The following is a 26,364-nucleotide window of genomic DNA, read 5'->3' as shown; positions in this document are numbered from 1 at the left end:
AACCCTATCAAAAAAACGGCTCTATTGCTGGGCTGCCATCAATTAATAATATTTTTGATGGGCCATATTCGCGACGACTACGCACAATATCCCTGCCAAAGTGCACTTCAACGGCGGCAAACAATTGCTGTCGCACCACAATTAAGGTTTCGCTTAGTTTTTCTTTACGCTGTATTTCAAGCTGCTTTACATCTTCGATTAATGCCAAAGCAACACTGCGATGATCGTCAAACTCTTGCTGTAACGCTTGTTTACGCAGCTCTATTTGATTGTTGCCTTCAATTTTTTTCAGTTTCTCTAATTGTTCACGAATATCCTGCATATCTTTTTTCGCAGCGCTAATACTAGTACGTAAAACATCTTGCTTTTCAGCAATTGGGTCAATTAACCGATTGAGTTCTATATAAATATTGCTGCTAGATGGCGCGCCAAGATTGCCACTAAAAATGCCATAATCTAAGTAGAAGTAACCGCCAATAACTTTACCATTGGGGTTATCTTCTGGCCCAGCGTATACCCTAGCTGCAGAAACCGAGCAATGCATCATTTGCTTATTAACATAGACGTTGCCATCACAAGTTAACTTGGCATATTGCGCAATATTGCATTGAATATCGCCGTTGGCTTTTAGCTCGGTGCTGTATTCCGTGTCTTTTTCAACGTTGGCGATTTGATGGCCAATAATAGAGCCACCAATAGTAATATCGCCGCCAGCTTCAATTAGCGTACCTTCAACAAAGCCTTTAATAAACACATTACCGCCAGCAATTACCTTCATGCCCTCGGCAACATCACCACTGATGACCACCGAGCCTTTAAAGATAATATGACCCGTTGCTAAATCAACATTTTTAACCGTAAAAACTTCATCAACTGTCGCGCCGTTTTCAATAACTCGAGGTAAGCCATCACGCGCGGCAATAAGTAAATCAGCATCGTTAGGCGAAAGTTCAGCGCCATCTCCGAACTGCCATTCAATCAGTTGCCCAGCAACAGCGGGAATAACCGTGCCATTAACCAACATACCATCAACACCGGCCGTTGGCGGATGTCGACGCATTAGCGTATCGCCAGCACGAACCGCGGGAATAACGCCAAAATCGCGTAAGTCAGCTTTCTCTTCAGTTTGTACTAGCGGCTTATTTCGCCGACTTTGCATTTCAGGAATTTGCGGTTTAAAACGAGAATTTTGGCCATGCACTACAGCGCGACCGCGAGCGATAACCAGCTTTGTTTTACTGCCAGGGTCAGCTTTACTGGCATGAGTCACTAGCTTAATAATATGTTCTTTACTAAAACCAAAAACTATTCCTGCTTCTTGCGCACCTTTTACCAGCGCGTTAGCAGATATCGGGGCTCCGCCCCACGCAGCGGTAATAATAGCCGCAGCAGACATTTGATCTTCCGCTATCATAAACGCGAGCTCAGCATCACGTTTTTCGGCAATACGATAAGTTAAGGGTGTGCCTTCAGGTTGTAGCTGTTCTTTAATTTTTTGCTGTATTTGTTGATATTCGACCAGCAAATTAGCAATTTGATCATGAATAATAAAATATCTGCCGAAACCAGCGGCGCTTAACTGTGAATTCACATCATGCGCACTAAGCGCATCCAGATTTACTGGCACGGTAATTTTTATACTATTGTTGTGCTCTGTAAATTGCATAGGCTTCACACTTTTTAGTTACTGCACGAAAGCTCTTCTAATGAAACAAATTAACGGCACAAAGGCAAGCCCTGTTATGCAATGCAGGGCTGTTTCAGCATAATATGCTAGATATAGTTTTCTTGGTGGATACGAATAAATAAATCTGAGTCTTTTTTACTGTAATCGACTTTATATTCTTTATTATTTATCGCTTGAATAAATAATAATGTTTTTACTTCACCAAATACGTCAGAGCTCGAAATATCAACAACTTCGATATAGCGCTCTTTTGCTTCAGCGCGATTAGCAGGTACCGACTCAGTAAAAATTTTTACGCCATGACGCGTAACAACAATACATGGATCGCCATCGTCATTAACAACAACAAGATCTAGTTTTTTGTTTTTATGGATCAATGTATTGCGGCCACTGACCAAAAACGGTTTTTCGTAATTATTCATTTACTACCCTGCGTAACGTGTAATAGTGCCAATATTATGATACAGACCGTCAACAGTGTCTAGGTGACTGTATTCTGTACCAATTGTAGTCTCGCTTGATTAATTTGCTGACATAATTGCTGTGTGTCAGTTTCACTCATGGTTACTGATACAAATAGATCGAAACCCGTTTGCGCCGACAAGCGCTGCATTCGATAAGCAAATGCGGCTTTAATTCCGGTATATTGCTGTTTACTGGTATTAAAATGCTCGCCTTCAACCAGTAGTTCGCTAGCACAACGGCCACTTTCGCAGCCCTGGCGCACCGCTTCTATATATAACGCACGTTGCTCTGACATAATACGTACGGCAAAACGCAGTGGCAAATGCTGCAAAAAACTATCGTAATCGGTGACCTTAAAACCAATATAAGCTAAAGCTCGTTGCTCATATTGCGGTATACCACTATACAGAAAGCTCTGCCACGGTAATGTCCAGTTACCATTGCGATGTCTATACTGTACGCCCAGATCATCCATTTGTAAAAAATAGGCTGGTTCAGCTAACTTAGCCCAACCGGCAAACATACCCAAGCCAGCAGCAACAAAGGCTAAACCCTGCCAAAGTTGTAGCTGATTAACCCACAGCAAACTCACCATTAGTAGCAACGCCATGGCGCCTGAAGCTAACATTAACTTAGCACCACCTAGGCTAGCTGCGGCTTTTATTTTAATAGCTTGCATTTATCAACACTTTTTCACCTTTTATAACCTTATGATGGCAGGTTTGGTGCGATTATTCTGCATAATTTAGTGGTATTGTGCCTGCATCTAAGCATTGTGGTGCTTAACTAATCGACGAATGCAGTAGTGATTGCGATAACAGGAAATCTAAATTGCGGTTTCTTCCATACAATAAGCCTGTATTTATTATTTTCTGTTACATGGAGTTACTGTGACAAAACTACATTCAAAATTAATTTGGGTAATTCTCATCGCCCTCACAGTTTTTGTTGGCTATTTATATTTTATGCCCAAACAGACTAATGATTCACAACGTGGTTCGGCAGCCGTCGCCGTAAGCACCGCCAAAGTTGAAACCAAAGCCATGATCCGGAGTATCAGCTCGTTAGGTACAGGTATTGCGAATAATTCTATTGCTTTAGTTTCACCAACTAATGACTTTATTACTGAATTGCATATTAGTGAAGGAAAACACGTTAAGCGCGGTGCGATTGTTGCTAAGTTACATGACGTGCAAGAGCGTGCGCGGGTAACTGAGCTAGAAGGCGTGTTAGAAGATCAAAAACGCCAATTGGCGCGACTTAAAAACCTCGCTACCTCCCAAGCCACTGCGCAGTCGTTGTTAGACGAACAACAAACTAAGGTAAACACCACACTGGCGCAACTTGATATAGCTAAAGCTCAGCTGGCTGAAATGACTATCGCAGCACCGTTTTCCGGCTATCTTGGCTTACGTCTTGTGAGTGAAGGCGCTTATGTAAATAGCGGCACAGTTATTACCACGCTAGACGATTTAAGTGTGCTGCGCGTTGCCTTTAGCGTTGCCGAGCATTACTTGGCCGATATTAAAGTAGGTATGCCATTAACTGTGACTAACTCTGCTTATGGCGATATTGAGTTTTTTGGCAAGGTTAGTGCTATTGATACCCGTTTAGACCCAATAACCCGTACGGTAACCGTACACGGTGCATTACCTAACGAGGATTTACGTTTACGCCCAGGCATGCTGTTAAATGTGCAACTTGAGCTGGATAACCGCATGGCCATGCAAATTTCAGAAAAAGCCTTAGTACCCCAACAGCAAAAGCAATTTGTGTATAGTGTCGATGCAAATAACGTCGTGCATCAAACTGAAGTTACCATAGGTCAACGCATACCAGGTTGGGTCGAGATATTGTCTGGCTTAAATGAAGGCGATGTCGTAGTGGTAGAAGGTATTCAGAAACTTCGATCTGGCGTTACCATAAATCAGGTTGGGAGTTAATTATGTGGTTGTCTGATACCTCGGTTAAACGCCCCGTTTTTGCAACTGTTATAAATATTCTGCTTATTGTGTTCGGCATTGTTTGTTTTACTATGCTGCCACTGCGCGAATATCCCGATATTGATACACCTATTGTCAGTATTAGTACTAACTATCCTGGTGCATCGGCAGAGATTGTTGAATCAAAAATTACGCAAATGCTAGAGGATCGTATTAGCGGTGTTGAAGGTATTAAAAATATCAATTCAACTAGCCGTAATGGCCGCTCGTTTATTTCAATTGAGTTTAATGTTGAACGCGATATCGACTCAGCCGCTAACGATGTGCGAGACCGTGTATCGCGCGCACTGAATAATTTACCCGATCAGGCCGATCCGCCAGAGGTATCTAAAGCCAGCGATAGCGAAGACACCATTGTTTGGTTTGTTTTGAACAGCGAAACCATGACTTCACTTGAACTGACCGATTACGCCGACCGTTATATCGTTGAACGCTTTTCAGTTGTCGATGGTGTCGCACGCTTACAGCTAGGCGGCGCTCGTGATTACGCGATGCGGGTTTGGTTAGATCGCGATGCAATGGCCTCGCGCGGCGTTACGGTACAAGACGTTGAGGCCGTATTACGCGCCGAAAACGTGGAGCTTCCGGCCGGTAATATCAAATCGACTGATCGTGATTTTACCGTTCGGGTAGTACGTAACTACAAAACACAACAAGACTTTCGCCGTTTAGTGATTAAGCGCGGTGAGAATAACTACCTAGTGCGCCTAGGCGAAATTGCCAACGTGGTGCTTACCGCTGAAAACGAAGAAAGCGAATTTCGCGGCGACGGTAAAAACTTGCTCGGCATTGGTATTATTAAGCAATCTAAAGCCAATACTTTGGAAGTAGTGCGAGCGGCTCGTGCTGAAATGGAACGGATTAAAGAAACCTTGCCACAGGGTACAACCATAGAATCGGGCTATGATTCGTCATTGTTTATCGCCGAGTCGATAAACGAAGTGTACAACACCTTGGCCATTGCTATGGCACTAGTGGTGTTAGTCATCTTCTTATTTTTAGGTAATATTCGCGCTACCTTTATTCCAGCGGTGACGGTGCCGGTAGCACTAGTGGCTGCGGTAACCGTGCTGTACGCGCTAGACTTTTCTATCAACCTGCTGACCTTACTGGCAATGGTTTTAGCCATAGGCTTGGTTGTAGATGACTCAATCGTTGTACTAGAAAATATTTATCGGCGCATTGAGCAAGGCGAACATCCGTTAATTGCGTCCTATCGAGGCGCGCGCGAGGTAGGTTTTGCTGTTGTTGCCACTACCTTAGTGCTTATTGCCGTGTTTGTGCCTTTAGTTTTTATGCAAGGCCAGCTTGGTAAATTGTTTACCGAATTTGCTTTAGCAATGTCAGCTGCAGTGGCGTTTTCAAGTGTTACAGCACTGACACTATCACCGATGTTGTGTAGCAAACTACTTACCCATCAAAAACGCGAAAGCAAGTTAGGCTTGTGGCTTCATGCTGCGTTTCATAAGTTAGAAAATGCCTATCAACGTCAACTAGAAGTGGTGTGCGCTACGCGTTGGCCGGTGATAATTGTGGTCACCTTGTGCTTTGTTGCCAGTTATATGTTGGTAAAAATACTACCCAGCGAACTAGCACCAACGGAAGACCGCGGTACCTTTTTTGTTATGATGAGCCCAGCAGAAGGTGCCAGCTATACCAGTAATAGCCGCAACATGCGTTTAATTGAAGATGTTTTAATGCCTTATTATCAACAAGGCGAATTTAACCGCTTGTTAGTGCGTGTACCTGGTTGGGGTAATAGTGGTGGCATTGCTATTGTTGGCACAGAAAATTGGCACAACGGCAAACGACGGACCCAGGAGCTGATGGGCGAAGTTAGCGACAAGCTAAATGAGATCCCCGATGTGCGAGCTTTTACCTTTATGCGTAGCGGTTTAGGCGGCGGCGGTGGCGGTGGTCGGCCAATTCAATTTGTATTACAAGGCAACACCTATGAAGAGTTGGCACGCTGGCGTGATATTGTCATAGAAAAAGCGGCAGAAAACCCCAACATTCTGATGTTAGATCATGATTATAAAGAAACCGTACCACAGATCTTAGTCGAAATTAATACCGAACGTGCCGGCGACTTAGGGATATCGGTTGGCGCAATTGGCCGCTCGCTAGAAGCGATGCTTGGCGGGCGACGGGTTACCACCTTTTTAGATCGCGGCAAAGAATACGACGTTATTATTGAAGGTAAAGATGACGACTTCACCGCACCTGGTAGTATTACTAATGTGTACTTGCGCTCAGATACCTCTGGGAAACTCATACCTTTAGATAACCTAGTGACATTGCGTGAGGAGGCCACATCGTCAAGCTTAAACCGTTATAACCGCATGCGTAGCATTACGCTAACAGCGAGTATGGCGCCAGGTTATAGTTTAGGCGAAGCCTTAGAATACCTGGAAAACATTGTTGCTACAGAAATTCATGACACTGTAGGCATCGATTACAAAGGCGAGTCACTGCTGTATCAAGAAAGTGGCGACTCGACACTAATGGTATTTATTCTCGCGTTACTGATCACCTATCTGGTGTTAGCCGCACAGTTTGAAAGCTTTATTCACCCGTTAGTTATTCTTATTACTGTACCACTTGGTTTAGTGGGGGCGTTGTCAGGCTTATATTTCGCGGGGATGTCGCTGAATATTTACAGCCAAATTGGTTTAATCATGTTAATCGGCTTGGTAGCTAAAAACGGTATTTTAATTGTCGAATTTGCTAACCAATTGCGTGATGCGGGGGTTGAATTTACTAGCGCAATCCAACGAGCTGCAGCACAACGATTACGACCAATTGTAATGACCGCTTTTACCACCGCAATGAGTAGCATACCGCTGATTGTTGCCACGGGTCCGGGCTCAGAAAGCCGGATGGTTATTGGTATGGTTATTTTTGCTGGTGTGTCACTTGCTACACTGATGACCATTTATGTAGTACCCGTAACCTACATGGTTATTGCACGTAATACGGGTTCACCGAAACGGTTAGAGCAACAACTACACAACCTAGAAAGCAAAGCCGCTGATGAACATCAAGCCGATGAAACTCATCCGCGTTAATCTCTTCACCCATTAAATAATAAAGGCGCATTACGCGCCTTTATTATTTCGTTAAAACGGTAGTTCGCTACCGTCCCAATTTAACAAAGCCCCACTTTGCTCTGGTTGAACTAACTGTGCAACTTGCGCCATACGGGCCGCGGTACTTAGTGTGGTTTGCAGTTGCGTCGGCGGTACGTTTTTCTGAAAGGGCGCAGATAACGCAGTATCAGTAGTGCCAGGGTGCACACTCACTATTGCTGCAGATATATTTAACCGCCCTACTTCAATGCTATAATTTTTTACCAACATATTTAACGCCGCTTTACTGATACGGTAGCTATACCACCCGCCGAGTGCATTATCTGTAATGCTGCCTACCTTAGCGCTAAGCACCAACAGTTTAATGTTGGGCTTTTTGCTGATATAGCTAAACAGTAACTGTAAATAATGTGCCGGCACTGCCACATTGCTGTGCAAACGTTGCAATAAAATATCGGTATTAAGCTGTCGAATCGTTTTCTCCGGCATAGCATTAATATCATGCAACACACCGTTACAGATAAATATCGTATCGGGTTGTTGCTGCAACGCGCGTTGCACGCAATCAGCGCTGCGAGCATTATCATTAAAACTATCTTCAAACCAATGCCATCTATTATGGCTTGGTGCGCTCTGCCGGCTTATAACACTAACAACGCCTGACAATCGCTGATAATGCTCAGCTAAGGCTAAACCAATACCGCTGCTACCACCAATAATAAGCACTGACTGGCTCATACGCTTAACTGCTGCGCTAACATGTAGCCACTTAACCAAGCGTTTTCTACCCTACCGCCATTTAGCCAATCACCACACAGCGCAAGCGCCATATCAGCGTGATGCAAATAACCCTGTATTGGATAATCCGATGTTTGCTGCGCATAACGCCAGCGATGGCAGTGCGTTACAGTGCCCTGCAACTGCTGCCCTAAGATCCGTTGTAACTGCGATAACGATGCTAGTGCCATTTGCTCAGCGCTTGTATCAAGTTGTTGCTGAGAGAATGTTGGCGAAAAATGCAATAACCATTGCTCCGTCGTTACTCGCCCTTGTTTTGCAGTTTGCCGGGCCAGCCAAGTTAAGGCCGCATCTTCTTTAACAGAAATACCATCAAAGTTATTGCCTGAAGGTTGATGCAAGGCAACATTTACCGCCCAACACGGCTGTAATGCGGCTGCAGCGAAGGCTGCGGCCAGTACATTAAATTGCGAAATAACATTTGCCAACAATAGCGCAGCTTGTTGCTGCGGTATGGCCAAGACCAGTTGACTAAAGCTGCCAAGTGGCTGTTGGTCGCGGTATAGCCGCCAGTGTTTGCCGTCAAAATGTATTCTATCGACACAGCATTCCAGCACCAGCTGAGTTTGTTGTAGTAGCTGTTGCACAGGCTTATGCATCGAGGGCTGACCAATATACCTGACGATATTATCGGGTGATGCCGTCAGCTCAGCGTTTTCATACACTGCCAGCTTAGCTTGCCAAGGCATAATAACGCCATGAGCTTGCCACGTTATACATTGCTGAGAAAACAGTTCAGAACGCGCGGTAAAATACTGCGCGCCTAAATCAATATAACCGTTCTCGGTGCGCTTGCTGCTCATGCGGCCACCGGCGCTACGGCCTTTATCAAAAACTATAACTTTATGGCCATTGCGTACTAGTTCGCTTGCACAGATAGCGCCAGCAATACCGGCACCAATAATGGCTATAGTCACGTTGTCTTTCCTATTTTATGCGATAGACTGCTCATTACGCTGAACTACCTACTCAAGATCAGCAAAATAATGATTACGACATAACCGCAGTTGCGCAAAACCAGTATAATAGTATTTCAACCTAAGCCCTATAGTTCAGGAGAACACCGTGCCACAACAACAAGCGACCTTTGGTGCAGGCTGTTTTTGGTGTTTAGAAGCAGCCATGAATCAGCTTAACGGTGTAATACAGGCGTTAAGTGGCTATATGGGCGGTTCGGCTGACAAGGCAAATTACCATGCGGTATGTAGTGGTAACACCGGGCATGCTGAGGTCGTGCAAGTAGAGTTTGATGACAGCATAATTAGCTATGAGCAGCTTTGTTTGATTTTTTTCAGCCTGCACGACCCTACTCAGTTAAACCGACAAGGTAATGATATAGGTACTCAATATCGATCGGTTATTTTTACCCATAACAGCGAGCAACAAACTAGTGCAGAACAGCTAATTACGACACTAAATGCTGAACAGGTTTATAATACCAATATAGTTACAGCCATAAACTGCGCTACAGAATTTTATATTGCAGAGCACTATCATCAAGGCTATTTTTTACAGCAACCAGAGCAAGGTTATTGTCAGTTTATTGTTGCGCCAAAGATGGCGAAATTTAGACAGCAATATAAGGCATTACTCAAATGATAAAGCTCACTTATATTCTTAGTTTTTCTCTACTTTGTGCTAGCCATATGTTGCTCGCCAATGAGCCGGTTAAACTACGTTTTTGCTATGAAGACAAGCAGTTACTGCCTTACTATGCGGGTAATGGTGCGCAAATTCCTACACCGCCAGGTGCGACAATTGAACACTTACAAGAAGGTATAGCCCTAGTACCTCAACTTAAAGTCACATTTGAGCGCCGCCCTTGGCTAAGGTGTTTACAATTATTAGAGCAAAACAAAGTCGATGCAGTAGTCGCTACCTTTGATAAATCACGCCTCAGCTTTGCAATATTTCCGCTAGAAAATGATAACCTACCCGACTCCCGATTAGCGTTAAATCAACATGCTACATGTCTAGTACAACGTGCCGGCGATAATGTCATGCAACGAATTAAAGATGGTATAGTGATGGCTAGGCCTTTGGGCTATGTTATACACGAATTCCCTGCAGGGGTTAGTATAATGCCAGTACAATCACAACAGCAGGCTTTGCATTTATTACAACAAGGCCGCGTTGATGCCACCACTACAACATGTGAAATTAACACCGTGCAGTTACCTAATATGCTAAATGAGCAATTAGAGGTAATTCACCCGCCATTATATGAGTCGACTGGTTATTTAGTCTTTAGCAAAGCTTTTTATAACCAACACAGTAAACTTGCAACTGAGCTGTGGCGAACACTGCAACAAACACAAAACCCAAATCGGTATTATCAGTATTTACCGCAATAGCAAACACATAGCACCAGCCGGCTGCAAAGTATTAAACGCAAACGGCTGGCACAGATACATAGATTTTACTGCGGTGTGTAGTTTATGCTAATACCAAAGTTAGCGCCTGCTGCGGTGTAGCTGTGGCTAGTGTAGTACTTTTTATCAAACACATTATCTACTTTAGCTCTTAACGTTAACGCCTGCGTTAGCGTATAACTACCACCAACCCCCCAAAGAGTATGGCTTGGCGCAAGCGGTAAGTCGTTACCTGATAGCCAGTCGGCACCTTGGTAGGTTGCACTTTGATAATCGGCAGTAATAAATATCGTCCACTTATTAAGCTCATAGCTACCACGCCAGTTGACAGTATTTTCCGGCCGTCTGGCTAACCGCTGCCCGGTTAAGGTGTTTTCAGTATCAATCCAGCTATAAGCAAAGTTTTGCCGCGTACCGGCAACATCGACCTGAACAACCAACTCAATACCCGAAATTTTTGCCTGCTCAATATTCTGCGGCGTATAGTTCTCATCAAGCTGGATCAGGTTATCAATATCATTCTCAAACCATGCCAGTTGCACACTACCATTCGCCACACGATAACTGATTGCAACTTCGTCTGCTAAAGTACGTTCTGGAGCTAAATCAGGGTTAGAGTTACCTTGACCCGGATAATATAAGTCATTAAAGGTTGGCGCTTTAAAAGCCGCACCGCGACTAATCCTTAGCTGCCAGGCATCAGTAAACCAGTAACCTGCCGCCAGTTGCCAGGTATTATTACCACCATACTGCGTGGTTAAATCACGCCGTACCGAACCATCTAACTGCACACTGTCTTGTTTAAAATTCAGACCGGTAAATAGCGCACGGTTAATGCGGCTGTCTTCAACATAGTTAACGCCAGAACGGCCAACGTTTTCCGAATACCAGTTCACCCCACCTAACCAACTCAGATTATCAGTGATAGCAGTGCCGGTTTGATAATTGAACTCATCACGCTCAGTCACAAATGGGCTACGTGATTGCGGGCCATAAATAGTATCGTCATCCAGTATCCGGCTTAATTGTGCCTGATGCTGCCACTGCCCCGATTGATGCTCCCAGCCAAGCAGGTAAGTACGGTTAAGGGTATCGGCTTGATCTTCATTGCCCCAACCTGTATCGAACTGATAAAAGCCGGAATTAACATCAAACTGAGCCCGTAACAAACCAAAACTGGTCTGATAATCGGCAGCCAGTTTAGCAAAGCGTTGATCATAACCATCGCGGTCCGGGTCCAGATCTTTACGCACATTAAAACCATCAGCCTGGCTATAACCAGCAGTTGCTCTTACAGCAAGATCGTCAATTTGCCGGCTAACACTAACATCGGCGCCAAACTGGCCATAGCTACCCACATTGGCATTAAGTTCTACTCCCTGAGCCTTGCGTGTAGTAATAGCAATAACACCAGACAGAGCATCAGCACCATACCAGGCAGCGCGCGGCCCCCGCACAACTTCAATACGTTCAATCAATTCCAGCGGCAGCATCGACAACGTTTTATAACCCAAGGTAGCTGAACCACTGCGCACGCCGTCAATCACCACTAAGGAGTGGCCGGTATTGCCGCCACGGATATACAGGCCGCTGTTCTGGCCCCGACCGCCGTCACGGGATAAATTGATTCCCGGCAGTTGCGCTAATAAGGCTGGTAAGTCGTTGGCCTGACGGGCGACGATATCATCGCGTTCCAATACCGTCACACTGGCTAGCACGTCTTGTTGCGGCGTAGCGGTACGGTTAGCGTAAATACTGATATGTTCGATGTTCTCAGCATTAGCCGAAAAACAGGATGCGACCAACACGGCCGCCAAAGCAGGTTTAAACATGTAAGCTCCGAAAATGTGCCCGCCGCACATTTAATCAAGTTGAAGGATTTTTTCTGGCCGGTCTCCGGGCTAACAACCTGCATATGCCCGTACTCGCCTTCCCATCATCTGACAGTGGCTATGAATACAGATAAGTTGTTTACCGTTGCGGGGGCAGCTCTGGTTTTTACCAGATTCCCGTTTACCTGCGGTTAATTGCAGCACCAAAAAAAGCGGCTCTTGAATAGAGCCGCGTGCAGTCTAATAGCTAGTATGAAAATGTCAATGGCGCTCTGGATGGCTAGCGTAGCGCAGTAACTAAATTAGTCGCGAAAATTAGTAAACTGAAACGCTTGTTCTAATTCAGAACTTCGCACTAACGCGATAGCCTCTTGTAAATCATCACGTTTTTTTCCAGTCACTCGCACTTGATCGCCCTGAATCGCCGCCTGAACTTTTAGCTTGTTATCTTTCATTAGTTTAACTAATTTTTTTGCCATATCTTGCTCAATGCCGTGTAGCAAGCTTAAAGTCTGGCTATAGGTTTTGCCTGAGTGTACAACATCGCCATCTTTAAATGAGCGCACATCTAAGCCACGCTTCACTGCTTTAGCAAGAAAAATTTCCAGCATTTGCTGCAATTGAAATTCTGCATCAGCTTTCATCGTAATCACTTTGTCTTTCAAAGAAAACTCAGCTTGTACACCGCGAAAATCAAAACGTGTATCTAACTCACGATTAGAATTCTCTACGGCATTTAGCACTTCTTGCTGTTCTACTTCTGAAACAATATCAAACGAAGGCATTAAACGTCTCCTTAACTTAAGCCAGTCAGTCTACTAGAGATTATAACCACAAAACTGCTACAATCCGAGCGCCATATATGATCGAGGGTTAAGTGTGTCACAAAATATTTATCGCGGGCTATGCGCACTGTGTTTCTTGCTCGCTACTGCAAGCTTTTTAGCTGAATTGAACGGCCATCGTGTTATTGGCAGCTTTGCCCATATCGATAAGGTGGCGCATTTAGGTATTTTTGCCGTGTTGACAGGCTTGCTATGGAAAGGTTTTAGGCTAACGCCTGTTACCGCAATTATACTGCTAGGTGCTTATGGCGGCGCTATTGAGCTGGTACAACATTACTTTACGCGTCGTAACGGCGATTGGCTCGATCTGCTGGCCGATGTTACTGGTGTCGTGTTGTTTTATGCGGTACGCAAATTATGGCACACAATTCGTCCGCGCAGCCGGCGCTAAGCTGGTGTGTTGTTGGCCAAGGCGCTATTGGTTTACTCGCCGCCAGCCAACTTAAGCTCGCCAAACAGCCGATAAAGTTATGGCTGCGGCAACCTGCCGCTATTGATATTACATTTAACCAGCACGCGTTGCATTTTCATTCAGCCATCGCACCACTTAACGCAGTATTAGTACCAGTAAAAAGCTATTCAGTAATTGATGCACTACACAGCTTACTGCCTGCGCTAAGCGCTGATGCTCAACTCGTGCTTAGCCACAATGGTATGGGTACTATAGAGCCCGCATTACAACTTCTGCTCCCCACCCAAGGCTTATGGTTTTTAACCACTACTCATGGTGCATTAAAACAAGGTAATAATGTGCGGCATACCGGACAGGGTGATAGCGTATTAGCACCGCTTAACGCAGCGGCAAAAGTGCACTTACCCCAAGTACAACAGGCGATGAATATTGCACTTGGCCCGCTTGTTGTAGTCGATAATATACAGCCGTTTTTATGGCAAAAATTAGCTATTAATGCGGTAATAAACCCGCTGAGTGCTCTACATAATTGTCGTAATGGTGCGTTAGCCGATAGTCGCTACCAACAACAAATTAATGCGATACTGCTTGAAGTTTGTCAGGTAGCAACGGCTTGCGGTTACCCATTAGATTTTGCCCAAACACAAGCTAACGTGCAGAGGGTTATTCACAACACCGCGCAAAACTTCTCTTCTATGCAGCAAGACATTGCCCATCAGCGGCGCAGTGAAATAGCAGCGATAAGCGGCTACATCGTGAAACAAGCGGCACAGCATAACATTGCCGTGCCGCATAATCGTCAACTGCTGCAACAAATAACTGCTTTACAGCACCTTAATGCGGTTACGGCCGATACACTGCTACGTTAGTAAAGCCTTGCTCTTGCAACACTAACGCTTGCAAACGGCTCATTACGCCGTGCTCACAGTAACAATAATATTGCTTACTCTGATCAAGATTAACAAACTGCGATGCTAAACGGAAAAACGGTAGCTGCTCTACCTTATGGCTAGCAAGCCTAAAGGGCTTCGTGTCAGTTTCTTCAGGGCTACGAATATCAAGCACAATAGCGTCTGCTGGCAGTTCGGCGAGTTCAGAAACCACATGCGCTTGCTGATCAGCCTGATAATCTATGGTGCGAATATCTAGCACTTTGGCAGTTTGTACTACCTGATCTAACACCGAAAAATCAAAGTTTTGTTCTGTCGCCAATACTTCTGCTAATACCGCATTTACTGTAGGCTTTTTTGAAATTACGCCACAATATTCAGGCATACTTTTTGCGATATCTTCAGCGCCTATTTTACGCGCCATATCAATGATTTCTTGCTTATCATGATAGATCAACGGGCGCAGAATTAAGGTTTCAGTAACACGATCAATTACACTTAAATTAGTAATGGTTTGGCTAGATACTTGGCCAATACTTTCGCCAGTAACAATGGCTTTAATACCTAAACTTTCAGCCACACCGCTGGCGGCACGCATCATCATCCGCTTAAGCACCACTCCCATTAAGCCGCTATCAATATTCTCTAAAATTTGTTCTACCACCGGCGCAAAATTTACGCTAACAAATTTCACTTTATGTGACAGGCTGTATTTTTGCCAAATTAAATGTGCCATTTCACGCACACCGGCCTCATGCGCGGCACCACCAAGATTAAAAAACAAATAATGGGTACGCAAACCTTTGCGGATCATCAAATAGCTGGCAACGGCAGAGTCGTAACCACCAGAAATAAGTGACAGTACGTCAGACTGAGATGGTAGCGGGAAGCCGCCCATCCCCTGATGTTGCTTACGCACCATAATTAGCCGATCTTTTCTGATCTCTAATGCAACGGTGACATCAGGTTTACTTAATTTTACGCGCGCTGAGCTAACCAACTGGTTTAAGCCACCACCGACATAGCGCTCTGCCTCTAAAGACGAAAACTCATGGCTACCTTCACGACGTATGCGTACACAGAACGTTTTATCGTGCAGCTGATCAGCATAAACTTCTGCAACCTGTTGATAAATATCATGCAGCGAGCTAAAGCTACTGGATTGCATCTCAGAAAAATGCACTATGCCTGGAATACAGCTTAAGCGGTCAATTAGCTGTTGTTTAAGCGCTGTATCGTCGCTAGGGCAGCGAACCGTTAAGTGGTCGAAGTTATTTTTTACTTCAGTGTTATCATTAACACGCAATAAAATAGTGCGAATATTGCGCTCTAGTAGCAGGGTTTGGCGTTTGCGCACAGATTTGCTTTTTATCGCAATTTCCGGATGTAATTTGATTATAAATTCTATCATCTAACAGCAACACATTATCAGCAGAAAAAAGTGGCGCAAATTATAGCTGATCTCTATTTAAAGACCTAATCTGCGCTACCTATTGATAAATAATGAGCCACTAAGGCGTGCTTGGCTCTAAGCTAATGGGATCTGACTCTTTGGCTTTGCCCTGCATAATAGATATTTCTACCCTGCGGTTACGCCGCCGACCGAGTTCATCATCATTTGGCACTAAAGGCTTAGTATCAGCATGACCAACCACCACTAAACGCGTTTTATCAAAACCATCAGCCTTCATCATTTCGGACGCCACTGACACCGCACGTTTTGCTGATAAGTCCCAGTTATTGGTATGTAGCTCGTCAGATACTTGAATATTGTCAGTATGCCCAGTAACGGTAATTTCACCAGGAACATCATTTAACAAACTACCAATACGCTGCACTATAGGCTTAAACCTTGGCTGTAAAAATGACGAACCTGACGGAAATGAACCGTTCTCACGAATACGAATAATAATTTGCTGACCCAGTGATTCAAGTTCGATAGCGCCATCAATAATTTGCTTTTCTAGCTGCTCGGCGAGTTTTTTCACCATTTCATTAGTTTGCTCTTGCAAGGCTTCTGACTGTGCTTCAGCGGCTGAGGATTCGCCATCCATAATTTCTTCGGCATTACTTACCGATTTACCGCCGCTTAAATCTTCTCGTTGCTCTTGTCTGCCACCGGCCGAGTCTTCTTCACCGGCTTGAAACTCAATAACCTGTTGCGTAATTTCTATAGTTTGTTGCTGCAAGGTTTCGATGGGTGTTGGATCGGGCCTACCGGGGCGAAACTCCATCGCAATAACGCTGGTACCCTTGGGTATATCTTCTACTTCAATTTTATTTTGCACACCAAAAGCAAATTTCATTGAACCGGCAATTTGCTTAAACTTCATTACGTCCATTTCTGAAAACGCCAGCAATAGCACAAAGAAGCACATCAGCAATGCCATTAAATCAGCGAATGTACCCATGTAGGCCGGCAAGCCTGGCGGTGGGCATTTACAGTCTTCGGCATCATCACTCATAACTTACTCCGCCGCTGGTTCACGTTTACTTTGTGCTAAATAGTTGCGCAGTATACCTTCAATCACTTTCGGGTTTTGCCCGTCTTGTATGCCTAAAATAGCATCTAGAATTAACTGGTTATTCTGCTTTTCTTGCTGATTACGAATAGACAACTTATCCGCTATAGGTATAGCAACAACGTTTGCAATAAAAGCACCATACAACGTTGTTAATAAGGCTACCGCCATTGCTGGGCCGATTGCTTTAGGATCGTCCATATTAGATAACATGGCAACTAAGCCGATTAATGTGCCGATCATGCCCATCGCTGGTGCGATATCACCTAAACTTTTAAACAAGGCAATAGCCACTTCGTGACGTTTTTCGGTAAGATTAATATCTTTTAATAAGGTAGCCCGCACCACATCAGCATCGTGTCCGTCAACCAGCATGTTAATGCCTTTTTGCATAAAGCCATTAGGAATTTCAGCTTCTTCTAAGGCTAAAAACCCCCCTTTACGCGCGGAATCAGCCAGTTGTACCGCTTTTTCGATCAGCTCTTCTGGCGCTTCAATCTTAAACACAAAGGCTTTAGCCGCGGCTTTACCTGAAGCAAAAAACTGCGTTAGCGTAAATTTGGAAATAACCACAAAGATTGAGCCACCAAATACGATAAGCACTGACACGGTATCCATAAACATACCGACGTTGCCACTACTTCCTAATATCATCGCCATGATGATAAAACCAATTGCGCCCAACAATCCAACCAGAGTAGCTATATCCACTCTTATCTCCTTAACTAAAGCACTGCCAAAACGGTCATCTGTACGAGTTTATCTTAGACGATAGCTGTTTATCGACAGCAAGACACAATGATTGAGTATAAATTACATTAAATTATCTATTTAGCCTTTCACTTATGCTTTCTGATTGACCATAATAGCCTGCTAAGGTAACTTTGCGCACACTTTTGTGAGGGTGATATGAGTAAAAAAAAGGCTGACTTAAGCCAGTTTGAGCAAACCTTGGCTGAGCTGGAACAAATAGTACAACAACTTGAACAAGGCGAACTGTCTTTAGACCAATCGTTAGCCCAGTTTGAGCGGGGTATTACCCTTGCGCGCCACAGCCAACAATTATTACAGACGGCTGAACAAAAGGTACAAATTTTAATGCAACAACAGCAACAGGAAAGCTTGTTACCCTTTGAACCTGAACAAGGAAACTAGTGTGCATCCAGCTAATATTCCTGTTTATCAACAGCGCGTAGAGCAACATCTTCACCAGCTGTTAGCACAGCGAACGACAACCGACGCACGCTTACTTGAGGCTATGTCGTACAGCTTGTTGCTTGGCGGTAAACGGGTTCGGCCATTTTTAGTGTACAGCTGTGGTACTATGCTTGGCGCGCAATTGTCTGACTTAGACGGCCCTGCTGCAGCACTTGAAGCGCTGCATAGCTATTCGCTTATCCATGATGATTTACCTGCTATGGATAACGACGATTTACGCAGAGGTAAACCTACTTGTCATAAAGCCTTTGATGACGCCACGGCAATTTTAGCCGGCGATGCTTTGCAAGCCCTCGCATTTGAAGTACTAAGCAGCCATACTTATCAGCAGGTAAGCCCTTCTGCTGTGCTAAATATGGTGCGATGCTTTGCTTCAGCATCAGGTTACAATGGTATGTGTGGCGGCCAAGCAATAGATTTAGCGCAAACTAATCACAGCACCAGCGTGGCGCAGTTAGAACGCATGCATCAGTTGAAAACCGGTGCATTAATAGAATGTGCGGTGCAGTTGGCTTGGCTATGTAGCCCAAACCCTAAGCAAGCCGATTTAGACGCCTTACTGCGCTTTGCTAGTGCATTAGGGCTAGCATTTCAGGTGCGGGATGATATTCTCGATATAGAAAGTGATACCGTCATTCTTGGCAAGCCGCAAGGCTCAGACACCAAGGCAAACAAATCAACTTATCCTGCTCTGTTGGGGCTGGATAATGCTAAAGCTAAAGCACAGCAATTATATGTAGATGCGCTGAGTGCTTTAGATAGCTTACCGTATAATACTGATGAGTTACGCGCTTTCGCGCAGTATATTATCGAACGCAGATTTTAATACAGGCAAGAATTATGGCGTTAGATCTTCACGATTACCCGTTGTTAGCCAAGGCTAATTTACCCGAGCAATTACGACAGCTACCGCAAGAAAAACTGCCGGCGCTAAGTAATGAGCTGCGTAGTTACCTGCTAAAAAGTGTTAGTCAAAGTAGCGGGCATTTCGCTTCGGGTTTAGGCACAGTTGAGCTAACCGTAGCATTACATTATGTGTATAACACGCCTTTTGATCGGGTGATCTGGGACGTAGGTCATCAGGCTTATCCGCACAAAATTTTAACCGGTCGTGCCGATCGCATGCACACTATCCGACAAAAAGATGGTTTACATCCCTTTCCGTTTCGTGAAGAAAGTGAATATGACATCTTGTCTGTGGGGCATTCTAGCACCTCAATTAGTGCGGCTTTGGGTATGGCTATCGCCGCGCAGCAAGCACGTAATAATCGTAAAGTCGTTGCTGTAATTGGTGATGGTGCAATTACCGCAGGTATGGCGTTTGAAGCGCTAAACCATGCTGGTGAAGTACGCCCAGATATGCTGGTTATTTTAAACGATAATGAAATGTCTATTTCTGAAAACGTTGGCGCACTAAACCAGTATTTTGCGCGAATTTTATCGGGTAGCTTTTATACCAGCTTACGCGAGGGCGGCAAAAAAATTCTACGTGGCGTGCCACCACTGCACGAGCTAGCAAGCCGTGCTGAAGAACATTTTAAAGGCATGGTGACACCAGGTACATTTTTTGAAGAGCTCGGTTTTAACTATATTGGCCCTATTGATGGTCACGATGTGGTCGGCTTGGTAAATACCATCCGCAATATGCGCAATTTAAAAGGACCACAGTTACTTCATATCGTTACCAAAAAGGGTAAAGGCTATGCACCTGCAGAAGCGGATCCTATTGGTTATCATGCGGTATCTAAATTCAACCCTGACGATACCAAACAACCAGAGAAAAAGGCCGGGTTACCTACGTTTTCAAATATCTTTGGCAGCTGGATTTGCGATATGGCAGCCCAAGACGAGCGCTTACAGGCAATTACGCCGGCCATGCGTGAAGGTTCTGATCTGGTACGCTTTTCTAAAACCTACCCTAAACGTTACTTCGACGTAGCTATTGCCGAACAGCACGCGGTAACGCTCGCTGCGGGTATGGCAATTGAGGGCTTAAAGCCGGTAGTAGCGATTTACTCCAGCTTTTTACAGCGCGGCTATGATCAGTTAATTCATGATATCGCGCTACAAAATTTAGATGTGCTGTTTGCCATTGACCGCGCAGGTGTAGTTGGTGCTGACGGGCCAACTCATCAAGGTTCTTTTGATCTCAGCTTTATGCGCTGTATTCCCAATATGGTTATTATGGCGCCATCTGACGAAAACGAGTGCCGGCAGATGCTATATAGCGGTTATCAATACCAGGGCCCTGCTGCGGTGCGCTATCCTCGAGGTTCGGCAACAGGCGTTGCTGCACAGCACGACATGCAACTACTGGCAATAGGTAAAGCTAGGCTAGTACGTAACGGCGAACGCATTGCCATACTCGCGTTTGGCCCGTTATTAAACGCCTGCAAACAGGCTGCAGAGCAGTTAAACACCACACTAGTAGATATGCGCTTTGTAAAACCACTTGATGAGGCGTTATTAACTGAGCTGGCTGCCAGCCATTCGTACTTTGTTACAGTAGAAGATAACGCCATTATGGGCGGTGCCGGCTCTGCGGTGAATGAATTTGTTGCAAAATTACAACTTAGCGTAAAATGTATAAACTTGGGTTTACCTGACCAGTTTATTAAACATGGTAGCCAAGAAGAAATTTATGCCGAACTTGGCCTAAATACCGAAGGTATTCTTAATAGTATTAATGCATTGCAATAATATTATTCAGGCTAAATAGTTTTGTTAATCCAGCCTGCAAAAATGCAGGCTGGATTAAAAATGAGTATTCTCAAGTTCAAAATGTGCTAAACCTGCGGCTAAAAGTCGCTCTATCTGTGCCTCAATGTGTGACGAATCTTCAAATTCAAACGCATCAACCTGTTGATCAAATTTAAGCGTGGCAACGCCATTTTTACCGGCATGCTTAACGTGATATAGCGCTATTTCGGCTAGTTGTAGCGATATTTCCCAGTTAATAAGTTGGCCACCTAATAGTTCTAATGGATAAACAGCGTAGCCTACTGAGCAAGTTAGCCGGGTGCGGTTACCATCAGGTAAATTGAATACGGCTTCACCCACTAGTTCGTTTAAACGATGACTAAATTGCGCTACCAAGTTGGTTTGAATATCTCGTAGCACTAAAATAAACTCTTCGCCAGCAAATCGCACGACGTAATCAGAGCCTCGTGTTTCACGAATAAGTAAACCGGCAACCTGCTGAATACAACTGTCACCAGCACTATTACCATATTGATCGTTAACCTGTTTAAAGTTATCTAAATCAAGGTGAACAAGCGCAATACATTTGCCCTGCGATTGCATAAACTCGCGGTTACGCTGAAAATGCTCAATATCTTTTGGTAACTGTTCAAACATAAATCGGCGATTACGCAAGCCGGTTAAACTGTCTTTATGTGTTTGCAAGGCTAGTTGTTCATTAAGCTCATTCAGTTGTAAATTACTGTTTTCTAACTCTTGTGTACGTTGTCGCACCAAACGCTCTAGTTGTTGTTGTTGGTTAATAGTATTGCGCCTTAACAGCCACAAAATACCGTATAGGCAAAATAATAACAAAATAAGCCATAAACCCCGATAAACAAGGGTTTCGTTAAACCGTTTAGGGATAACCAGCTCTAGCTCGGCAGACTTAGCGTGCAGCCATGGGCTATTATCAAAGCGAGTTTGCACTTGAAATACGAAACGGCCGGGGCTTAAATTGGTATAGACACCTTCGCGCCGCTGACCAACGTCGTGCCATTGCTGTTCAAAGCCTTTTAATCGATAACGAAACTGTAACGCAGCAGGTTTAATGTATTCTAACGCCGAGTACTTTACGCTTAAGCTACGGTCATCCAAATCCAGCACTAAACTGTTTTGTTGGCTTTCAACAATATAGTTACGTAGCCCTTGAACGCCTTTAATCACCGGCTGTAAAACGTGCTCGGGTTTATCCTCTAGCTTCACTGGCACAGCCACTAAGCCTTTTAAGGTTGGATACCAGTACTGTTGCTGCCAGTGTGCAACCTTGGCCTGCCCTGCACCGTTACAGCAGCGACCTGGCACTGTGCCTAGTTGTCGATCATAAGGACCAAGAATTTCATCCGCCTCCACCGTCTGGCTAGCAAGTAGTGGTAATTGCGCTAGGTTTAAACGAAAGATACCTTTATTACTACTTACCCAAAGCATTTCGCTATCGGCATCATAGGCTAAGCTAACCACTGGGCTATGGGGTAAGCCATTCGCGGTGTGCCATTGCAGCCATTTTGTGCTGTTAGCTAACGCAACAAATATACCGTCATCTAAAGTAGCCGCAATTATGGTTGAGTCAGGCAAAATCAGTACAGCCGATATATAACTATTGTATAGCGCGGTGCCGACACCAAGCCGAGTCAGAGCTTGCGCCTGATATTGATATAGGCCTCGTGTTGTACCAAACACCACTTTTTGTTGCTGCTGTTGTAATGCAGTAATATGGCGTGATTCAAGCTCATTATTTAAAGCAAAGGGGAGTAGTGAGTTATTATTATAGTGAAACAATCCCATCACACCGCCAATCCATAAGCCATCAGCATTATCCGGTTGTAACACCCGAACGGTATATCCGGTTAAATTAGCAAACTGCGTGCTAAGTTCAGTTTTGCCACGTTGGTAACGCAGTACGCCATGATCTGTCGCCAACCACAGTTGCTGCGCGTTAGGCCAATAAACGTCGTGCACGGTAATAGCACCTAGCTGCGCCGAGTTAAGCAGTTCAGTGTAACTGCCATCAGCATTAAGTTCGCCTAATTCTGACTGGGCGGCAACCAATAACGTATTAGCTGGCGTAACACCTAAGCTGCGAATAACCGGATCAGTCTGGCTAGGCACCACACGGCGGATATGACCGACCGAGGCTCGGTAGATACCATCACTAAAACTACTCAACCAGATGTTTTTATCTTTATCTTCAAAAATATCGCTAAACCACGGGTAACTACCTAGTTCATCGCCATTTATATGTTGCCAGCTTTGGTTAGGGTGTCGATGAAATAGTTTGCGATGAGCTGAGATCCAGGTATTACCTAAGCTGTCATTTAGCAACTTATATACTGCGGTATTATTATGATCTGGCAGCTGGCAGCGTTTAACCTGCTCGGCCTCATCAATATGGTATAACCCTGCTTCACCAGCAATGTGTAAGGTGTTTTCCGACCAATACAGATCGTAGATAGGCGTTTGCATTAATTCAGCAGGTAACGAATAGCTTTGTACATTACCATCAAGATCTACACGAAATAGGCTTTCGGCACTGCTAGCCCAAATATGCTCGTTAACCAACTCTAGCTGACTAACTGATGCGCGTATTTGTTCAACCTTGCTCACTTTGCCATCTCGGATACGAAATAAATTATCTGCCGCCACCCAAATTTCACCCGGGCGGACTTCGATAATAGAAGACACTTCTGACAAGACCTGATAGCGATCAAACTTCAAGCTTATAGGGTCAAAACCTGACAAACCAGACTTAGTGCCCACCCACATATAGCCCGAGCTATCGCGAAATAATCGTGTTGTACCGTTGCTGGCTAATTGGTGATGGGTTTCTTTGGTGAAATGTTCAAACTGGGTGCCATCAAAACGATCTAGGCCATGTTGCGTTGCTAACCAGATATAGCCTTGACTGTCTTGGCTAATTGAGCGCACAGAATTACTGGCTAAGCCTTCGCTGCTGCCCCAGTGCTTAATATCAAAATCATAAACCGACTGTTGCTCAGCTGCCTGTGCGCGAACAAAGCAAACCAACAAAAGCAACAGTACGATGTTTTTCATTATAGCCTTCTATAATTGTCTATTGATTAATTTAGCGGCAAATAAGGTATTAATAGTTGCAACGCAACTAAAGCGGCAATACCCGCGGCTACATCATCGAGCATAATACCCAAACCACCATGCACCGATTTATCCAGCACACTAATAGGCCAAGGTTTTACAATATCAAATAGGCGAAATAAAACAAAACCGATTAATAGTGTTTGCCAGTGCAGTGGTGCCCAAAGTAACGTAATGCCATAACCAATAATTTCGTCCCAGACTATAGCACCATGATCATGCTCGCCAACATCGCGTGCCGTTTGACCACATACATATACGCCCAGCACGCTGCCTATTAATACAAAAGCTAATAAATAAGCATTACCCGCCCACAACAACAAGGCGACAAGTGGCACCGCAACCAACGTACCAAAAGTACCAGGTGCTTTGGGCGATAAACCACTACCAAAGCCCAACGCCAGAAACTGGTACCACTTTTTTAAATTAAATTGCAGTTTGCTCATCAGAAATGAATAAAACCTGAGTGCACATAGTTAAAGGGCTGCTCGGCTTGTTTTAGCTCGAGCTTACCGGCCACGCCAGTAATACGGCCAATGCAGGTAATGGCTATACCATAAGGTGAAAGCAGTACATCAAGCGAACCCCGCTTTGCTTCTGGCACAGTAAAGAGTAATTCGTAGTCTTCACCACCGGACAACGCCAACTGCATTGCGGTCGCATTATCACAACTATCTTTTACCGCTTGCGATAAAGGCAGGCGCGACACATCAATACTGGCCCCCACGCCTGAACGTTTTAAAATGTGCTGAATATCGCTATATAAGCCATCTGATAAGTCCATTGCACTGCTAGCAATATTGCGCAGCGCTTGGCCTAGCGCCACTCTTGCTGATGGAAAATGAAAGCGTTGTAGAATATGAGTTTGGTGTTTTTTACTTACTTCATGCAAACCTTGGCACAGCTTCAAACCTAGTGCTGCATCGCCTAAAGTGCCGGTAACATAAATATAGTCACCCACTTTAGCGCCGCTGCGGGTAATAGCTTTGCCTCGCGGCACTATGCCTTTGGCAACCATGGTTAGGCTCATTGGCCCACGTGTCGTGTCACCACCAACTAGCTGACAATTATAATACTCAGCCGTTTCATGCAAGCCAGCTGCAAACGCACTGAGCCACGCTTCATCTATCGATGGCAAGGTTATCGCCAGTGATAACCAAGCGGGCTCTGCACCCATAGCGGCGATATCACTAACATTGACCGCAACTAATTTGTGGCCAAGCGCTCGAGGGTCAGCATCAGGAAAAAAATGTGTGCCGGCAACCATGGTATCGGTAGTTATAACCAGATCACAACCATCCCGCACTTGTAACACGGCAGCATCATCACCCACACCAATACCGGTATCATGGCGCTTAGCACCACAATTAGAGAAATAGCGGGAAATGAGTTCGAATTCATCCATAAAATTAAGAAGCCGACAAATGTCGGCTCTCCTTTAGCTTGGACGCAGTACGCGTACTGCTTTATCAAGGATGCCGTTAACGAATTTATGACTATCGTCGGCGGCAAAAGCCTTTGCCAATTCAATAGCTTCGTTAATGACTACCTTATAAGGAACGTCTAGCCGATATTTCAACTCATACGCAGAAACACGTAAAATTGCCTTTTCAACAAAATCAATTTCATCAAATGGCCGATCTAAATAGGGCTTTAACGCCTCGTCCAAGGTAGCGTGGTTTTTTACCACACCACGGACTAAATCTTGAAAATAACCAACATCAACATGCTTAACATTAGTTTCGAGCAGCAATTGTTGCTCAATATCTGCAATCGGGTTATGGCTAATATGCCAGCTATAAATTCCCTGCACTGCAAGAGACCGTGACTGACGACGGGCATTAGGTTTCATTTTCTGTGTCTCTTCTTGTTACAGCTTGGTTAGCAGGTTTACCATTTCCAGCGTTGACATAGCCGCTTCACAGCCTTTATTGCCTGCTTTAGTGCCAGCTCGCTCAATAGCTTGCTCAATACTGTCTACGGTCAATACGCCAAAGGCTACCGGAATATCGTACTGCATCATCACTTGAGCAATACCTTTAGTACACTCGCCTGATACATATTCAAAGTGTGGTGTGCCACCACGTATTACTGCGCCAAGGGCAATAATACCATCATATTTTTTACTAGCAGCAACACGCTGCACTGCTAACGGCAGCTCAAATGCACCAGGTACACGAATGATAGTAATATCTTGCTCTGCTACATTACCAATACGCTGTAAGGTATCGGTTGCGCCGCTTAATAAACTCTCAACAATAAAGCTGTTAAACCGCGCTACTACTAACGCAAATTTCTTACCGTTGGCAGAAAAACCCGCTTCTATTACCTGCATAAGTCGCCCTTACAATCTGACCGCTTAAAATTAGCGGTGCATAATA

General features: G+C 44.6%; 24 protein-coding genes and 1 riboswitch. Of the genes, 9 read left to right on the top strand and 15 right to left on the bottom strand.

Annotated features, from left to right (window positions below; all coding sequences use genetic code 11):
- Window positions 1-7: 7 nt before the first annotated feature.
- From MN199_RS04025 to MN199_RS04015, 3 genes are all read right to left on the bottom strand, one after another.
- Window positions 8-1,666 carry a DUF342 domain-containing protein gene (locus MN199_RS04025; RefSeq protein ID WP_335738477.1) on the bottom strand — a complete coding sequence of 553 codons (1,659 nt, stop codon included), beginning with the start codon at window positions 1,664-1,666 and terminating at the stop codon, window positions 8-10.
- Window positions 1,667-1,773: 107 nt separating this feature from the next.
- Window positions 1,774-2,109 (bottom strand): hypothetical protein, encoded by a 336-nt coding sequence (locus MN199_RS04020; RefSeq protein WP_132582626.1) that lies wholly within the window; start codon window positions 2,107-2,109, stop codon window positions 1,774-1,776.
- Window positions 2,110-2,168: 59 nt separating this feature from the next.
- Entirely contained in the window at window positions 2,169-2,831 is a 663-nt protein-coding gene (locus MN199_RS04015; protein WP_335738476.1) for a DUF2982 domain-containing protein, read from the bottom strand.
- Between the two features lie 211 nt (window positions 2,832-3,042).
- Here MN199_RS04015 and MN199_RS04010 point away from each other — a divergent pair, with 211 nt between their 5' ends.
- Both MN199_RS04010 and MN199_RS04005 read left to right on the top strand, forming a co-directional pair.
- Window positions 3,043-4,095: an efflux RND transporter periplasmic adaptor subunit gene (locus tag MN199_RS04010; protein WP_335738475.1), complete on the top strand. Its 1,053-nt coding sequence runs from the start codon at window positions 3,043-3,045 to the stop codon at window positions 4,093-4,095.
- Window positions 4,096-4,097: 2 nt separating this feature from the next.
- The gene (locus MN199_RS04005; RefSeq protein WP_335738474.1) at window positions 4,098-7,223 is read left to right on the top strand and encodes an efflux RND transporter permease subunit; all 3,126 of its coding nucleotides are present in this window, start codon (window positions 4,098-4,100) and stop codon (window positions 7,221-7,223) included.
- Between the two features lie 51 nt (window positions 7,224-7,274).
- On the opposite strand, the gene MN199_RS04000 is transcribed toward MN199_RS04005, so the two are convergent.
- Window positions 7,275-7,982 (bottom strand): SDR family NAD(P)-dependent oxidoreductase, encoded by a 708-nt coding sequence (locus MN199_RS04000; RefSeq protein ID WP_335738473.1) that lies wholly within the window; start codon window positions 7,980-7,982, stop codon window positions 7,275-7,277.
- Window positions 7,979-8,959 (bottom strand): NAD(P)/FAD-dependent oxidoreductase, encoded by a 981-nt coding sequence (locus MN199_RS03995; protein ID WP_335738472.1) that lies wholly within the window; start codon window positions 8,957-8,959, stop codon window positions 7,979-7,981. The genes MN199_RS04000 and MN199_RS03995 overlap by 4 nt, the downstream gene beginning before the upstream one ends.
- Before the next feature lie 148 nt (window positions 8,960-9,107).
- On the opposite strand from MN199_RS03995, the gene msrA reads away from it, so the two are divergent.
- Complete coding sequence (gene msrA / locus MN199_RS03990) at window positions 9,108-9,641, top strand: peptide-methionine (S)-S-oxide reductase MsrA (RefSeq protein WP_132582615.1); 534 nt, start codon at window positions 9,108-9,110, stop codon at window positions 9,639-9,641.
- Window positions 9,638-10,396 carry an amino acid ABC transporter gene (locus tag MN199_RS03985; RefSeq protein WP_335738471.1) on the top strand — a complete coding sequence of 253 codons (759 nt, stop codon included), beginning with the start codon at window positions 9,638-9,640 and terminating at the stop codon, window positions 10,394-10,396. Before msrA ends, MN199_RS03985 begins: the two co-directional genes overlap by 4 nt.
- Window positions 10,397-10,461: 65 nt before the next feature.
- Here the strand turns inward: MN199_RS03985 and MN199_RS03980 are convergent, their stop codons facing one another.
- Together MN199_RS03980 and MN199_RS03975 are read right to left on the bottom strand one after the other, a co-directional pair.
- A complete protein-coding gene (locus tag MN199_RS03980; protein WP_335738470.1) occupies window positions 10,462-12,246 on the bottom strand; it encodes a TonB-dependent receptor domain-containing protein in 1,785 nt (594 codons plus the stop codon).
- A gap of 38 nt (window positions 12,247-12,284) precedes the next feature.
- Window positions 12,285-12,469: riboswitch (cobalamin riboswitch) on the bottom strand.
- Window positions 12,470-12,548: 79 nt separating this feature from the next.
- Entirely contained in the window at window positions 12,549-13,031 is a 483-nt protein-coding gene (locus tag MN199_RS03975) for a YajQ family cyclic di-GMP-binding protein (protein ID WP_132582609.1), read from the bottom strand.
- 94 nt (window positions 13,032-13,125) lie between these two features.
- Between MN199_RS03975 and MN199_RS03970 the strand changes: the two genes are divergently transcribed.
- Together MN199_RS03970 and MN199_RS03965 are read left to right on the top strand one after the other, a co-directional pair.
- Window positions 13,126-13,482 carry a VanZ family protein gene (locus MN199_RS03970; protein ID WP_335738469.1) on the top strand — a complete coding sequence of 119 codons (357 nt, stop codon included), beginning with the start codon at window positions 13,126-13,128 and terminating at the stop codon, window positions 13,480-13,482.
- Window positions 13,449-14,372, top strand: a complete 924-nt coding sequence (locus MN199_RS03965; RefSeq protein ID WP_335738468.1) for a ketopantoate reductase family protein — start codon at window positions 13,449-13,451, stop codon at window positions 14,370-14,372. Before MN199_RS03970 ends, MN199_RS03965 begins: the two co-directional genes overlap by 34 nt.
- On the opposite strand, the gene thiI is transcribed toward MN199_RS03965, so the two are convergent.
- The 3 genes from thiI to pomA all read right to left on the bottom strand — a co-directional run bounded on the left by thiI (window position 14,347) and on the right by pomA (window position 17,626).
- Window positions 14,347-15,804: a tRNA uracil 4-sulfurtransferase ThiI gene (gene thiI, locus MN199_RS03960; protein WP_335738467.1), complete on the bottom strand. Its 1,458-nt coding sequence runs from the start codon at window positions 15,802-15,804 to the stop codon at window positions 14,347-14,349. The genes MN199_RS03965 and thiI overlap by 26 nt on opposite strands.
- A gap of 100 nt (window positions 15,805-15,904) precedes the next feature.
- Window positions 15,905-16,858 carry a flagellar motor protein MotB gene (locus MN199_RS03955; protein WP_335738466.1) on the bottom strand — a complete coding sequence of 318 codons (954 nt, stop codon included), beginning with the start codon at window positions 16,856-16,858 and terminating at the stop codon, window positions 15,905-15,907.
- Window positions 16,859-16,861: 3 nt separating this feature from the next.
- Window positions 16,862-17,626 (bottom strand): flagellar motor protein PomA, encoded by a 765-nt coding sequence (gene pomA, locus MN199_RS03950; RefSeq protein ID WP_132582599.1) that lies wholly within the window; start codon window positions 17,624-17,626, stop codon window positions 16,862-16,864.
- Between the two features lie 198 nt (window positions 17,627-17,824).
- Here pomA and xseB point away from each other — a divergent pair, with 198 nt between their 5' ends.
- From xseB to dxs, 3 genes are read left to right on the top strand one after another with little or no spacing between them, the layout of a single operon-like run.
- Entirely contained in the window at window positions 17,825-18,070 is a 246-nt protein-coding gene (xseB, locus tag MN199_RS03945; protein ID WP_132582597.1) for an exodeoxyribonuclease VII small subunit, read from the top strand.
- A 1-nt stretch (window position 18,071) separates the two neighbouring features.
- Window positions 18,072-18,959, top strand: coding sequence for a (2E,6E)-farnesyl diphosphate synthase (gene ispA / locus MN199_RS03940; RefSeq protein ID WP_132582595.1), 888 nt, complete (start codon window positions 18,072-18,074; stop codon window positions 18,957-18,959).
- 14 nt (window positions 18,960-18,973) lie between these two features.
- Window positions 18,974-20,833, top strand: a complete 1,860-nt coding sequence (gene dxs / locus MN199_RS03935; protein WP_132582593.1) for a 1-deoxy-D-xylulose-5-phosphate synthase — start codon at window positions 18,974-18,976, stop codon at window positions 20,831-20,833.
- Window positions 20,834-20,887: 54 nt separating this feature from the next.
- Here the strand turns inward: dxs and MN199_RS03930 are convergent, their stop codons facing one another.
- The 5 genes from MN199_RS03930 to ribH are packed head-to-tail and all read right to left on the bottom strand — an operon-like array spanning window position 20,888 to window position 26,318.
- On the bottom strand, window positions 20,888-23,923 hold the full coding sequence (locus MN199_RS03930) for a ligand-binding sensor domain-containing protein (protein WP_132582591.1): 3,036 nt from the start codon (window positions 23,921-23,923) through the stop codon (window positions 20,888-20,890).
- 26 nt (window positions 23,924-23,949) lie between these two features.
- A complete protein-coding gene (locus tag MN199_RS03925) occupies window positions 23,950-24,429 on the bottom strand; it encodes a phosphatidylglycerophosphatase A family protein (protein WP_132582589.1) in 480 nt (159 codons plus the stop codon).
- Complete coding sequence (thiL, locus tag MN199_RS03920) at window positions 24,429-25,388, bottom strand: thiamine-phosphate kinase (RefSeq protein ID WP_335738465.1); 960 nt, start codon at window positions 25,386-25,388, stop codon at window positions 24,429-24,431. The genes MN199_RS03925 and thiL overlap by 1 nt, the downstream gene beginning before the upstream one ends.
- A gap of 33 nt (window positions 25,389-25,421) precedes the next feature.
- Window positions 25,422-25,835, bottom strand: coding sequence for a transcription antitermination factor NusB (gene nusB, locus MN199_RS03915; RefSeq protein WP_132582585.1), 414 nt, complete (start codon window positions 25,833-25,835; stop codon window positions 25,422-25,424).
- An 18-nt stretch (window positions 25,836-25,853) separates the two neighbouring features.
- Window positions 25,854-26,318, bottom strand: coding sequence for a 6,7-dimethyl-8-ribityllumazine synthase (gene ribH / locus MN199_RS03910; RefSeq protein ID WP_132582583.1), 465 nt, complete (start codon window positions 26,316-26,318; stop codon window positions 25,854-25,856).
- Window positions 26,319-26,364 lie beyond the last annotated feature (46 nt).

Origin of the sequence: Rheinheimera metallidurans, from assembly GCF_036983985.1 — a bacterium.
In the GTDB taxonomy this organism is placed as follows: domain Bacteria; phylum Pseudomonadota; class Gammaproteobacteria; order Enterobacterales; family Alteromonadaceae; genus Alishewanella; species Alishewanella metallidurans.
This window is presented reverse-complemented; position numbering and strand designations above follow the sequence as displayed.